Origin of the sequence: Nonomuraea sp. NPDC049625, assembly GCF_040675285.1 — a bacterium.
Taxonomy (GTDB): domain Bacteria; phylum Actinomycetota; class Actinomycetes; order Streptosporangiales; family Streptosporangiaceae; genus Nonomuraea; species Nonomuraea angiospora_A.
Map to the genome: position 1 here is coordinate 119,166 of NZ_JBFAOQ010000012.1, position 12,837 is coordinate 132,002.

8 protein-coding genes are annotated in these 12,837 nt (G+C 72.8%); 7 read left to right on the forward strand and 1 reads right to left on the reverse strand.

From position 1 onward, the window contains the following. Window positions 1-30: 30 nt before the first annotated feature. On the forward strand, window positions 31-717 hold the full coding sequence (locus tag AB0J87_RS41130) for a TIGR00266 family protein (protein ID WP_363975220.1): 687 nt from the start codon (window positions 31-33) through the stop codon (window positions 715-717). Between the two features lie 337 nt (window positions 718-1,054). Here AB0J87_RS41130 and AB0J87_RS41135 read toward each other — a convergent pair whose 3' ends face one another. Further along, window positions 1,055-2,263 (reverse strand): alkyl sulfatase dimerization domain-containing protein, encoded by a 1,209-nt coding sequence (locus AB0J87_RS41135; RefSeq protein WP_363975223.1) that lies wholly within the window; start codon window positions 2,261-2,263, stop codon window positions 1,055-1,057. A 457-nt stretch (window positions 2,264-2,720) separates the two neighbouring features. Here AB0J87_RS41135 and AB0J87_RS41140 point away from each other — a divergent pair, with 457 nt between their 5' ends. The 6 genes from AB0J87_RS41140 to AB0J87_RS41165 all read left to right on the forward strand — a co-directional run bounded on the left by AB0J87_RS41140 (window position 2,721) and on the right by AB0J87_RS41165 (window position 12,835). Further along, window positions 2,721-8,030, forward strand: a complete 5,310-nt coding sequence (locus AB0J87_RS41140) for an amino acid adenylation domain-containing protein (RefSeq protein ID WP_363975226.1) — start codon at window positions 2,721-2,723, stop codon at window positions 8,028-8,030. Window positions 8,031-8,108: 78 nt separating this feature from the next. After that, window positions 8,109-9,629, forward strand: a complete 1,521-nt coding sequence (locus AB0J87_RS41145) for an AMP-binding protein (RefSeq protein ID WP_363975229.1) — start codon at window positions 8,109-8,111, stop codon at window positions 9,627-9,629. After that, window positions 9,626-11,125 (forward strand): condensation domain-containing protein, encoded by a 1,500-nt coding sequence (locus AB0J87_RS41150; RefSeq protein WP_363975232.1) that lies wholly within the window; start codon window positions 9,626-9,628, stop codon window positions 11,123-11,125. Before AB0J87_RS41145 ends, AB0J87_RS41150 begins: the two co-directional genes overlap by 4 nt. After that, entirely contained in the window at window positions 11,119-11,358 is a 240-nt protein-coding gene (locus AB0J87_RS41155) for a phosphopantetheine-binding protein (protein WP_350735567.1), read from the forward strand. Before AB0J87_RS41150 ends, AB0J87_RS41155 begins: the two co-directional genes overlap by 7 nt. Before the next feature lie 8 nt (window positions 11,359-11,366). Beyond that, entirely contained in the window at window positions 11,367-12,662 is a 1,296-nt protein-coding gene (locus tag AB0J87_RS41160; RefSeq protein ID WP_363975236.1) for a condensation domain-containing protein, read from the forward strand. Window positions 12,663-12,670: 8 nt separating this feature from the next. Further along, the gene (locus AB0J87_RS41165) at window positions 12,671-12,835 is read left to right on the forward strand and encodes an MbtH family NRPS accessory protein (RefSeq protein WP_350735841.1); all 165 of its coding nucleotides are present in this window, start codon (window positions 12,671-12,673) and stop codon (window positions 12,833-12,835) included. The last annotated feature ends 2 nt before the right edge of the window (window positions 12,836-12,837 follow it).

Sequence of the window (12,837 nt, forward strand, 5' to 3'; positions counted from 1 at the left end):
CCGGACAAGATGATCGGGATGGAGGGGTACATGAAGACCGAGATCCGTCACCCTGGTTCGTTCGCGGTCGCGCGCTGCCACCTGGACGGCGGGGAGACCCTGCGCGTCGAGGCGGGCGCGATGTACGCGACGAGCGCGGGGGTCCAGCTCCGGGCCAAGGTGGAGGGTGGTCTGCTGCGTGGGCTGGCGCGTTCGGCGCTGGGCGGCGAGTCGCTGTTCACCACGCGCTACACCGCTCCGGAAGGCGGCGGCTGGGTGGACGTGGCGCATCACCTGCCCGGCGATGTCCAGGCCGCCGAGGTACGAAGCGACAGCGCGCTCCTGCTGACCAGGGGATCGTGGATCGCGTCCAGCGACGGCGTGGAGATCGCCACCAAGTGGGGTGGCATGTCCAACCTCATCGGCAGCGAGGGCGGCTTCCTCATCAAGGCGCAGGGCGACGGCGTCGTCGTGCTCGGCTGCTACGGCGCGATGGACGTGATCGACCTGGCGGCCGGGCAGCAGGTCGTGGTCGACTCGGGGCATCTGGTCGCCTACGACGAGACGGTCAAGAGCAATCTGCGCCGGGCGGTCGAAGGGAAGACGGTCCAATCGCTCAAGTCGGGCGAAGGTCTGGTCTTCGAGTTCACCGGGCCGGGCAGGATCATGACGCAGACCAGGAACCCTGGGGCCTTGATCCTCCACCTGACGGAAGTGCTCCCCTTCGAGCGCGCCTGACCCCGCGCCGGCGGCCCGGCATGCCTCGGGCGATGGGGATCGACGCGGCGAGGTCGCCCGCGCGCCGCCCACGCCCGTGCGCCGCCGCGCAGCCCCATCGGCCCGGTCCCTGCGTCCCGCCGCTGCGGCGATGGGCCGCTGGCTGCGGTGGGCCGATTTGGCGCCGGGCCGCCCAGCGGTCGCGCCGGGTGGGGCGCGGATGTGGGAACCGTGGGTTTCTCGGCCGTGACGACGGGATCGACGGCTGTGACGACGGGATCGACGGCCGGGCGATGGGACGTGACCATGTCCGCCACCGCCAGGAAACGCCCGCCGACGCCGGAGTGGAGGCCGGCCGTTACGAGCGTTTCCGGGACTCGGCGGCGGCCCAGGCGAAAATGCCCTTCGCCATGAGGGACAGTTCGCCGGCCGCCCTGGTGGAAAAGACCTCCGCGCGTACGCGATGCACTCCCGCGTCGTCCGGAGCCGCCAGGGCGGCCATTTCCGCCAGATGCCCGGCCAGCCGCTCATCGCCTTCGGAAAGGGCCTTGAGCGCCGCGTCCGCGAGGGCCTGCGCCCCGCCCGCCAGTTCCGCGACCGATTTCGCCAGCACCGCCTCGGGAGCGGGCTTCAGGTGGGCCGGATTGCCGTCGTACCAGCCGCCGTAAAGGCGCCACAGATTGCGTACGACGAATTCCGGCTCGTCGTAACGCGCCCGCAGATAGGGCCGGTCGGCGAGATGCTCCGGCGCCTTCACGGAGTGGACGATCTCGTCGAGCCGGGCGCCCGCGTTGAGCAGTTCCAGGGTCTGCGTGATGAGCGACTCCAGCCATTCGGCCGTTTCCAGCAACGCCTGCCGGATGCGGTCGCGGCCGAAGATGGGGGCGCCGTGGCCGGGGAGCATGATCTCGGCGTCCATGGCGGCCATCCGGTGCAACGCGTGCACCCATTCCCGGGGATAGCGCTGCGCCTTCTGCGGGTTGCCGCAATTGGGCGTCACCCAGAGGAACAGGTCACCGGGCAACAGCAGCTTGTGCTCACGCACGTAGCCGATGGTCCCGTCGTCGGTCTCGCCCTTGGCGTGCACGAGGTCGAACGTGAGCCCGCCGCGCCGCACGGTCAGCGCGTCGGTGTAGGTCACGTCCGGACGCCGGTAGTCGGTGGGCCAGTGGAGCCCGGCGGCCTGGAACTGCCGCTGGTTGATCACCGAGTTATAGCCATTTGTCAACACATAACGCTCGAACCGGTCAACAACTGCTTTATGGGCATAAATCGCGGCTCGAGGCCCCGATTCCTCGAACGGCCCCGTCCCGAAGACATGGTCGACGTGCCCGTGCGAGTAGAACGCCGTGGTCAATGGCGCCCGTGTCCAGGCCCGTACGTCCTCGTGCAATTTCGCCGCCGAGAACGCGCTGCTCGTGTCGAACAGCACCAGCTCGCCCTCGGTCTCGAACGCGGTCACATTGCCGAACCCCGGCCACCAGCCGACACCGTCGGCGATCGGCTGAACACCCTTGCCCTGCAGGCCCGCGTCCACGACGCTGTCGTCCGATTCGCCGCGCCACACGCGCTCGGCGTACTCGATAATCATGGGCCCAACCCTGCTTCCAGAACCTCATTCTGGGCAAGGGGTTCACGGCAGGATCTCGCCTTTGACGCGCGGTCAAAGGGCGGAGGCGCTCGGCTTCCTTGCAGGCGCAGGTCAGAGATGATGACACGCTGTGGGAGCGCTCCCAGATATATGACGAAGATGTTTCCGAACTGTCAAGGACCCGAAAGACAGAGCTAACGGAAACAGGGGTGCGACCTGCGCACATCGCGAATTGTTCTTGTTAGACCACGGTGGGCATCCGGAAATGCGGATCTAGCCCTTGACCTCGAAGGAGCCGAAACCTAGCCTCCCTCGTGGGAGCGTTCCCACGGCCTCATCAGGCTTCGCCGTTCCGGCTGCAGCACATCCGCGTCATCGCCGCGGACCTCCGTACGTGTACGTGCACCACCGCGTGTTCCGAGGAGAAAGACGCGTGACCAGGAGCTCCCTTTCACCGGCCAAGCAGGCCCTGCTGGAGCGTCGCCTTCGGGCGCGCGGCACCAAGGTCAGTGTTCCCCGCCGTGACCCCGGCACCGCGCCGCCGCCGTCGGCCATGCAGGAGCGATTGTGGTTCCTTGAGCAGTACGCCCCAGGCACGGCCGCCTACACCGTGCCGTTCGCGGTCCGGCTCACCGGCGACCTCGACGAGAACGCCCTGGCCGGAGCCCTGACAGAGCTCACCCGGCGGCACGAGAGCCTGCGTACCAGCCTGGTCACCACCCCGGACGGCCGCCCGGAGGCGGTGGTCGCCGAGGAGCCGGTCGTGGAGTTCCGCGTCACCGACGACCCCGGCGAGATCGACCGGGAACTGGTCCGGCCGTTCGACCTGGCCCGCCCGCCGCTGCTGCGCGCCCTGCTGGTGCGCTCGGCCCCCGGCGAGCACGTGCTGCTGCTCACCATGCACCACGCGATCACCGACGGCTGGTCGTGCGACATCCTGTTCCAGGAGCTGCTGGCGCTGCACGCGGGCCGGGAACCGGCGCCGGTGCCGCTGCAGTTCGGCGACTACGCGCACTGGCAGCGCGGCCGGACCTTCGACGACGACGTGCGCTACTGGGTGTCCAACCTGGACGGGGTGCCCGCCCTGGAGCTGCCGACCGACCTGCCCCGGCCCGCCGAGCAGCGCTGGGACGGCGCCGCCGTGGACGTCGTCGTGGACCCCGCCCTCACCGCGTCGATCGCGGAGCTGGGCAAGGCGCACCGGGCCACGCCGTACATGACGCTGCTCGCCGCCTTCCAGGTGCTGCTCGGCCGGTTCGCCGGGCAGGACGACTTCGCGGTGGGGTCGCCGGTGTCCGGGCGGGAGCTGCCCGAGCTGGAGACGGTTGTCGGGCCGTTCATCAACACCCTGGCCCTCCGGGCCGACCTGCGCGGCGACCCGACCTTCGGCGAACTGCTCGGCCGGGTCCGCGACTCCACCGTGGACGCCTTCGCGCATCAGGCGCTGCCGTTCGACCGGCTCGTCACCGAGCTGGCCGTGGAGCGGGACGTCAGCCGCACGCCGGTCTACCAGACCATGTTCGCGCTGCAGAACTACCGCGGCCGGACCCTGGACACCTCCGGGCTGGGCGCGGAGCCGTACCCGATCCCGACCGTGGCCAGCCGCTTCGACCTGGCGCTCTACCTCTTCGAGGGTGGCGGCGGGCTGCACGGGCAGCTCACGTACAGCACCGCGCTGTTCCGGGAGGACACGGCGCGGCGGCTGGCGGGATGCCTGGAGACGCTCCTGCGGGCGGCGGTCGCCGACCCCGGCCTGCCGATCTCCCGGTTGCCGCTGCTCGGCCCGGACGAGCGGCGGCGCGTGCTCGCCCTCGGGGCCGCCGAGCCGGCGCCGCTCGCCGGGATCGGGCTGCTGCACGAGGTCGTCGCCGGGCAGGATCCCGCGGCGGTCGCGGTGGTCGCGGGGGAGACCTCGCTCACGTACGGCGAGCTCGGCACCCGCGCCGACCGGCTGGCCCGGCGGCTGCGGGCCCTCGGCGCCGGGCCCGGGGAACGGGTGGCGCTGTGCCTGGAGCAGTCGGCCGGACTGGCCGTGGCCGTGCTCGGCGTGCTCAAGGCGGGGGCCGCGTACCTGCCGCTGGATCCGGAGCATCCGCCCGAGCGGCTGGCGTACGTGGTGCAGGACGCCGGGGTACGGATCGCGGTGACCGATTCGTCCTCCAGGGAGCGGTTGCCCGACGGCCTGCTCACGGTGGGCCTCGACGAGCCCGACGGTGACGAGGCGCCGGTCCCTCCTGACGTGACCCCCGACGACCTGGCCTATGTCATCTACACCTCCGGCACGACCGGGAGGCCCAAGGGCGTCGCGATCCAGCACCGGCAGGCGCTGGTCTATCTCGCGGGCCTGCGGGAGCGGCTGGGGATCGAACCCGGCGGTTCGTACGGGCTGCTGCAGTCGCTGGCCTTCGACTTCGGGGTGACGGTCTTCTACGCGTGCCTGATGACCGGCGGCACGCTGCACATCATCCCGCCGCGCACGGCGGGGCACGAGCTGGCCGAGTACGTCCGGGACGCCGGCATCGACTACCTCAAGATCACCCCGTCCCATCTGGCCGCGCTGCAGGCCGACGTGCTGCCGCGCAAGCTGCTGATCCTCGGCGGCGAGGCGGCGCCCCGCGACTGGGCGGAGGAGCTGGCCGCGTCCGGACGCTGCCGGGTCGTCAACCACTACGGCCCGACCGAGGCGACGGTCGGCGTGACCACCTATCCGGTCGAGGGCACCGGCGGCACGACCACCACGCTGCCCATCGGCAGGCCGCTGCCGGGGGCTCGGGCGTACGTGCTGGACGAGCAGCTGGAGCCGGTGCCGATCGGCGTCGCGGGGGAGCTGTACCTCGGCGGGGATCGGCTGGCCAGAGGCTATCTCGACCGCCCCGCCCTGACCGCGGAACGGTTCCTGCCCGACCCGTACGGCCCGCCCGGCGCTCGCATGTACCGCACCGGCGACCTGGCCCGCCACCTTCCCGACGGGAACCTGGAGTTCCTCGGCCGCCGCGACCTGCAGGTGAAGATCCGCGGCTACCGGGTGGAGCTGGCCGAGGTCGAGTCGGTGCTCGGCCGGCATCCCGGCGTGACGTCGGCGATCGCCGACATGCGCGGCGGTCTCCTCGTGGCCTACCTCCTCGCCGAGTGCGGTGAGGCCCGGCCGGAGGCCGCCGAGATGCGGACGTGGCTGGCCGAGCGGCTGCCCGACTACATGATCCCCGCCCGGTACGTGTGGCTGGACGAGCCGCCGCCGCTGAAGTCGCACGGCAAGGTGGACCGGGCCGCCCTGCCCGACCCGGCGCCGGAGACGACCGGCCGGTTCGAGCCACCGCGATCCGCCGCGGAACGGACGGTCGCCGCCGTGTGGGCCGAACTCCTCGGTGCCGCCGAGGTCGGCGCCACGGACGACTTCTTCGAGCTCGGCGGACACTCCCTGCTGGCCATGCGGGTGGTGGCCCGGCTCAGGCAGGAGCTGCCGGAGCGTACCGTCACCGTGCTCGACCTGTTCAAGCACCGCACCGTACGCGAGCTGGCCGCGCTGCTGGAGTCGGACGGCGACGGCCCGCGCCACCTGCTGCACCGGCTCACCCCCGCCAGGACGGCCACCTCGACGTTGGTCTGCGCGCCGTACGGAGGCGGCAGCGCGGTCATCTACCAGCCGCTGGCCGACGCGCTGCCGGCCGACTGGGCGCTCTACTCGATCGCGGTGCCCGGGCACGAGCTGGGCGAGGAGTCCCGGCCGCTGGACGAGGTCGCCGACGGGTGCGTACAGGAGATCCTCGACGGCATCGAGGGCCCCGTCACCCTGTACGGCCACTGCGGCCTCGGCGTGATGCTGGCCGCGGAGATCGCCCGCAGGCTGGAGGACGCCGGCCGCGAGGTCGAGGCGGTCTACCTCGGCGGTGTCTTCCCCTTCGCCCGCCCCCGCGGCCGACTCTCGGGCCTGACCGAGCTCATGGAGCGCATCCGCGGCGACCAGGCCTGGATCAACGACCTGCGCTCCGCCGGCCTGGACGTGGAGGAGGTCGGACGCGACCAGCTCGACCTCATGGTCCGCAACCGGCGGCGCGGCACCCGGCAGGCTGAGCGGTACTTCACCCGCATGTTCGAAGAGGCTGCGGCCCCGCTGCGGGCGCCGGTGATCGCGCTGGCCGGCGAGCGTGACCCGGCGATGGAGTTCTACCAGGAGCGCTATCGCGAATGGCACGTGCTGTCGGAGCTGACGGCCCTGGTCGTGCTGGACGAGGCCGGGCACTTCTTCCTGAAATATCGGGCGGAGGAGCTGGCGGCCATCGTGACCGGCACGCACCGCGCCATCGCCGAGGGCCGGACCGAGCCGCTGGTACGCACACCGCGATCGACGTGGTGGCTGGAGGGCGTGTCATCCGGAGACTCGCCGGCGCCTTCGGAGGAACGCCGGGCGCGGCCGGGCATGGGGAGGTTCGCGCTGGTCGCGGCCGGGCAGCTGGTGTCGATCCTGGGGTCGGCGCTGACCGAGTTCGCCGTGCCGCTGTGGATCTACACGACCACCGGCTCGCTGGCGGACTTCGCGCTGTTCGCGGTGCTCGGGCTGCTGCCCGGCATGCTGGTCGCGCCGCTGGCCGGGGCCATCGTGGACCGGCATGACCGGCGCGCCGTGATGCTCGCCGGCGACGTCACCGCGGGCGGCGTGCAGCTGGTCCTCGGGGTGCTGCTGTGGACCGGCAACCTGGAGATCTGGCACATCTACCCGCTGCTCGCGCTGCTGTCGGTCGCGCTGACCTTCCAGCGGTTCGCGTACGCCTCGGCGATCCCGCAACTCGTCCCCAAACGCTTCCTGGGCCACGCCAACGGGGTGGTGCAGCTCGTCACCGGCACGGCCCAGGTGGCGGTGCCGCTGGTGGCGGTCGGGCTGATGGCGGTCATCGGGCTGGAGGGCATCCTCGTCCTCGACGTGCTGTCGTACGTGTTCGCGGCCGCGGTCGTGCTGGCGGTCCGGTTCCCCCGGAGCATGGCCTGGCGGCGGCGCGAGACGGTCATGGCGGAGATCGCCGGCGGCTGGCGGCTGACCTGGGGGAACCGGGGCTTCCGCGGGATGCTGGTGTTCTTCGCCGTCCTGAACGTGTTCCTGTCGCCGCTGTTCCTGATGATCTCGCCGCTGGTGTTGTCGTTCGCGACGCTGCAGGACGTCGGGCGGGTGTCGCTGGCGGGCGGGATCGGCGTGCTGGCCGGCGGGCTGCTGATGGCCGTGTGGGGCGGGCCGCGCCGGGGGCGGCTGCGCGGGGTGCTGCTGTTCACGCTCGCGCTGGCGGGGTTCTGTGTGGTCGTCGGCGTACGGGCGGATCTCGTGGCGATCGCCGCGGGGGCGTTCGGGATGTCGCTGTGCCTGACGCTGCTCAACGGCGTGTACGCGACGATCATCCAGGTCAAGGTGCCGCAGCGGTTCCACGGGCGGGTCATCGCGCTCAACACGCTCGTCGCCTGGTCCACGCTGCCGATCGGGTTCGGGCTGGTGGCGCCGTACGGAGCGACGGTGCTGGAGCCGCTGATGGCGCCGGACGGGCCGCTGGCCGCGACGGCGGGGGCGTTGCTCGGGACGGGGGAGGGGCGCGGGATCGGGCTGATGTACGTGGTCTTCGGGCTGGCCATCGCGCTGATCGCGGTGTGCGCGATGCGCGTGCGGGTGCTGGCGCGCTTCGATCGCGAGGTGCCCGACGCGCTGCCCGACGATCTCGTCGGCATCGAGGAGCTGCGGCGGCGTGCGGGAGGCGAGTCGTGATCGTGCGGGAGCTGCGGCGGTGTGCGGGAGGGGAGCCGTGATCGTGCGGGAGCTGCGGCGGCGTGCGGGAGGCGAGTCATGATCGTTCCGGAGCTGCTCGCCAGGCGGGCCGCGGAGGAGCCCGAGGGGGTCGCGCTGGAGGTCGCCGGGGGCGGCACGCTGACCTTCGCGGACTGGCACGCGCAAGTGGACTCGCTGGCGCGCGGGCTGGTCCGGCGCGGGGTGCGGCGGGGCGACCGCGTGGGGCTGCTGTTCGGGGCCGAGAACTGGACCGGCTTCGCCGTGACCTACTGCGCCGTACAGCTGGCCGGCGGGGTGGCCGTGCCGATCTCCGACCGGTTCGCGCCGGCCGAGGTGGCGTACATGCTGGAGCACTGCTCGGCGACCGGCGTGCTGCACGCCGGCAAGGGGCCGGCCGCGCCGCCGGACGGCGGGTACTGGAGCGCCGTGCCGGCCGAGCTGGAGCCCGGCTCGCGCGAACCCGCGCCGCCGGGGCCGGCGGATCTGGCGCAGATCCTCTACACCTCCGGCACCACGGGCAGGCCCAAGGCGGTGGCGGCCACCCACGCCAACCTCACCTACGGCAGCGCCACCCGGGCCAATCGCCGCAGGTTCGGGCATTCGCGGCTGCTGCTGCACGCCTTTCCGATCGGCACCAACGCCGGCCAGGCCATGCTGATCAACGCGCTGGACGCGCGGCCGTCGGTGCTGACCCTGGCGCGGTTCACCCCGGGCAGGTTCGCCAGGCTGATCGAGTCGCGGCGGGTGGGGACGGTGTTCCTGGTGCCGGCGATGGCCCTGGAACTGCTCAACGCCGGGCTGCACGAGCGGCACGACTTCTCCGGCGTGGTCCTGCTCGGGTCGGCGGCCTCGGCGCTGCCGGCGGCGCTGTGCGCGCGGCTGGCGGCGGCGTTCCCCAAGGCGACCGTGACGAACTACTACACCTCGACCGAGGCGGCGCCCGCCCAGACCGTCATGATCTACGACCCGTCGCGGCCCGCCGCCCTGGGCCGGCCGGCGCTCGGCAGCGGGCTGAGGATCACCGGCCCCGACGGCACGCCGCCGGCGGCCGGGGAGACGGGGGAGATCTGGCTGCGCTCTCCCGCCGCCGCGCGCTCGTACTACCGGGACCGGCAGGCCAGCGCGCACACCTTCCGCGACGGGTGGGTGCGGATGGGCGATCTGGGCTACCTCGACGCGGACGGCTACCTGTATCTCGTCGACCGGGAGAGCGACGTCGTCAAGTCCGGGGCGTACAAGGTGTCGACCGTGCAGGTGGAGGCGGCGCTGCACGAGCACCCGGACGTGGCCGAGGCGGCGGTCACCGGCGTGCCGCACCCCGTGCTGGGCACCGTGCTGGCCGCGGCCGTCGTGCCCCGTTCGCGGGCGCCGCGCGTGACGGAGCTGCGGGCCTTCCTCATGGCCCGGCTGGCCGCGCACGAACTGCCGACACGAGTGATCTTCGTGGACCACCTGCCCCGGAACCACTCGGGGAAGGTCGTCAAGTCCGGCCTGCGCGATCTGCTGAAGCAGGCGGACTCCGTGATGGAAACAGGCTCTATGGAAACAGGCGCTGTGGAGAAAGAAGGCGGGAGATGACCGGATCGTGGCCGGCCTCCCCTGCGCAGCAGGGGATGTGGCTCACCGAGCGGGCCGGGGTCGCCGGGCGGGCCTTTCACATGCCGCTGGCCGTGTGGCTGGACGGGCCGCTCGACGTGATGGCCCTGGCGGAGGCGTGTGAGGAGGTGGCGCGCAGGCATCCCGTGCTGGGCGGCGTGCTCGCCGAGGACGGCGGTGAGCTGCGGGTGGTCCCCCACGGGGTGCCGCCGATGCGCGAAGGCGGCGACCTTGAGGAGGAGCTGGCCGGGCCGGTCGATCCGGGGGAAGGCCCCGCGGCGCGGTTCACGCTGATCCGGGAGGACGCCAAGCGGCACGTACTGCTGTTCCAGGCCCATCACGCGGTGTTCGACGGGGAGTCCAAGGACATCCTGCTGCGGGACCTGGCCTCCTGGTACGGGGGCGCGACGCCGGCGCCGCTGGTGCTGACGCACCCGGAGGTCACGGTCCAGCAGCAGGTCAGGCTGGCGGACGCGCTGCCGGACGCGCGGCGCTACTGGCAGGACCGGTGGCAGGACCAGCGGGAGCTGCACCTGCCCGGCCTGACCGGCGTCTCCGTGGCCGCGGCACCCGGCTGCGCCCTCGACTTCGTCGTCGAGGATCTCGGCGGGCTCGCCGGGCGGCTGGAGGTCACCCGTTTCGAGGCGGTGCTGGCCGCGTTCGTCGCGCTGCTGCGCGCGTACGGCAACGCGCGGCCCGCGGTCGGCGTGGATCTGTCCACGCGGACCGAGCGGAGCCGGGACCACGTGGGCGCCTTCGTCAACGAGCTGCCCGTGATCGGGGCGCCGGAGGCGGGCACGTTCGGCGAGTTCGCGCGGAGCCTGCGGGTCGAGCTGCGACGGTTGTACCGGCACCGCGAGGTTCCGCTGGCCAGGGCCGTGGACGGGATCGGCCCGCGCGCCGCGCTCACCCCCGTGTCGCTCAGCTACCGCCGGCGGCCCGAGACGGGCCCGCTGTTCCCCGGGCTCGGCGCGTCGGTGGAGTGGATGATGTTCAACGGCTGGGTGCGCAACACCCTCCACCTGCAGATCGTCGATGACCCGGCGGGCACGGCGGCGCGGCTGCAGTACAACCCGGCGCTCCTCGACCCGGCGGGGGCCGAGCGGATCCGGGAGGATTTCGCCGCGCTGCTGGCGGCGGTCGCCGCGGACCCGGACGCGCCGCTGGACCGGCTGCCGCTGCCCGCCCCCGTGCCGGCGGCGTCCGTGATCACGGCCGACACGGGAGCGGGCGGGCCGGTGGCCGCCGAGCTCGTACGGGAGATCCAGGCCATCTTCGCCAAGGAGCTCGAACTGGACGACGTGGAACCCGACGACGACCTGTTCGATCTCGGCGGCCATTCCCTCACGATCACCCAGATCATGGCCAGGGCCCGGGAGCGGTACGGCGTGGAGCTCTCCTTCGAGGTGTTCATCGACGACGCCACCGCGACGAGCATCGCGGCGGAGGTCGCCCGCCTTCGGGAGCAGGCATGTTGAGGGAGCGCGTGGCCGCGCTGGTGGCCCAGGCCAGCGACGGCGAGCTCACCGCGGCGGAGGTGCTGGCGGCCGACTGCTCGCTGACGGCGCTCGGCCTCACCTCGCTGGGCTACATCCGGCTGATCGACGCGATCGAGGAGGCGTTCGGCTTCGACATCGAGTTCGACGGCAGCCTCGACACGCTCGACGGGCTGGTCGACCACCTGTCCCGGTTCGCGGGCCGCCCGTCATGATCGGCCCCGTGATCGGTCCTGTGACGGTCGAGTTCACCGGCGCCAGGTCCGGCCAGGGGCCGCTCACCTGGGGCCAGCGGGCGATCTGGCGGCTCACCGAGTGGCTGCCCCCTGGCGACCCGTACTTCAACATGCCGTGGGCCCTGCCGGTGCACGGCAAGCCCGACCTGCCGGCCGTACTCGCCGCCCTCGCGCGGCTGCTCGGACGGCATGAGAGCCTGCGGACGAACTGGCTCCCCGGCCCGGAGCCGGCCGATATGGTGCAGCGGGTCGCGGGGCAGGGGCGCTTGGCGGTCGAGCTGGTCGACGCCGCCGGCTCCCGGCCCAGGGTGCTGGCCGGGGAGATCGCCGCCGAGCTCGCGGCCAAGGGCTTCGACTACGCCGACGAGCTCCCGGTGCGCTGCGCCGTCGTCATGGACGGCGGCAGGCCGCGCGCGGTGGCGTTCGCGTTCACGCACATGGCGGTGGACGGGCGGGCGCTCGACGTCATCGCCGGCGAGTGGCCGCGGCTGCTGTCCGGGGAGCCGCTGCCCCAGGACGTCCCGCAGCCGCTCGACCTGGCCGCCGAGGAACGCTCGCCCGAGGGCGCGGCGCGCGGCGAGCGGGCGCTCAGGTACTGGCGGGCGGCGCTGGAACGGATGCCGCGCCCGCTGTTCGCCGCGCCGCCGGGCAGGCCCGAGGAGCCCAGGTTCGTCAAGCTCGGCATGGAGTCGGCGGCGCTCGGCGCGGCGGCCACCGGGCTGGCCGCGCGCTGGGGGGTGAGCACCAGCAGCGTGCTGCTCGGGGCGTACGCGACGCTGCTGTCCCGGCTGACCGGCCGCGGCACGGTCGCGCTGCAGCTCATCGTGGGCAACCGGCACGATCCCCGGCTGGCGCCCATGGTGGCCACCCTCGTCCAGGACGGGATCTTCGTCCTGGACGTGGCCCCGGGTCAGCCGCTCGCCGAGGTGGTGCGGGCCGCCCACCGGGGGGTGCTGGCGGCGTACCGGCACGCCCGCTACGACCCGGCCGCCCAGCGGGCGCTGATCGAGGAGACCGGGCCGCCGCCCACCGCCTACTTCAACGACGTACGGGTCACCGGGGGCTGGCCCAACCTGCCGCCGAACCCGCCCGCGACCCCCGGCCGGATCTTCCCGGTGGGGGCCTGGCCGGAGGTGGACGCCGAGGTGTTCTGCACCGCCGGGCCCGCCACCCACACCTGCCGGCTGGACCTGCTCGCCGACACCGCCCTCCTGCCCCGGGAGGCGATCGAGGCGACGCTGCGCGAGGTCGAGACGCTACTGGTCAGCGAGGAGAACACGTGAGTGCCGAGATGCGCGTGGTCGTCAACCACGAGGAGCAGTACTCCGTCTGGGCCGCGGATCGCGAACTGCCGCCCGGCTGGTCCGACGCGGGGTTCGCGGGCACCCAGGAGGAGTGCCTGGGCCACATCGAGACCGTCTGGACGGACATGCGCCCGCTCAGCCTGCGAAACTGAAA

Bases quoted from the DNA above. Each gene is read 5' to 3' on its own strand.
- AB0J87_RS41130 (WP_363975220.1), top strand. From the start codon at position 31: ATGAAGACCGAGATCCGTCACCCTGGTTCGTTCGCGGTCGCGCGCTGC.
- AB0J87_RS41145 (WP_363975229.1), top strand. From the start codon at position 8,109: ATGATCGTTCCGGAGCTGCTCGCCAGGCGGGCCGCGGAGGAGCCCGAG.
- AB0J87_RS41150 (WP_363975232.1), top strand. From the start codon at position 9,626: ATGACCGGATCGTGGCCGGCCTCCCCTGCGCAGCAGGGGATGTGGCTC.
- AB0J87_RS41155 (WP_350735567.1), top strand. From the start codon at position 11,119: ATGTTGAGGGAGCGCGTGGCCGCGCTGGTGGCCCAGGCCAGCGACGGC.
- AB0J87_RS41165 (WP_350735841.1), top strand. From the start codon at position 12,671: ATGCGCGTGGTCGTCAACCACGAGGAGCAGTACTCCGTCTGGGCCGCG.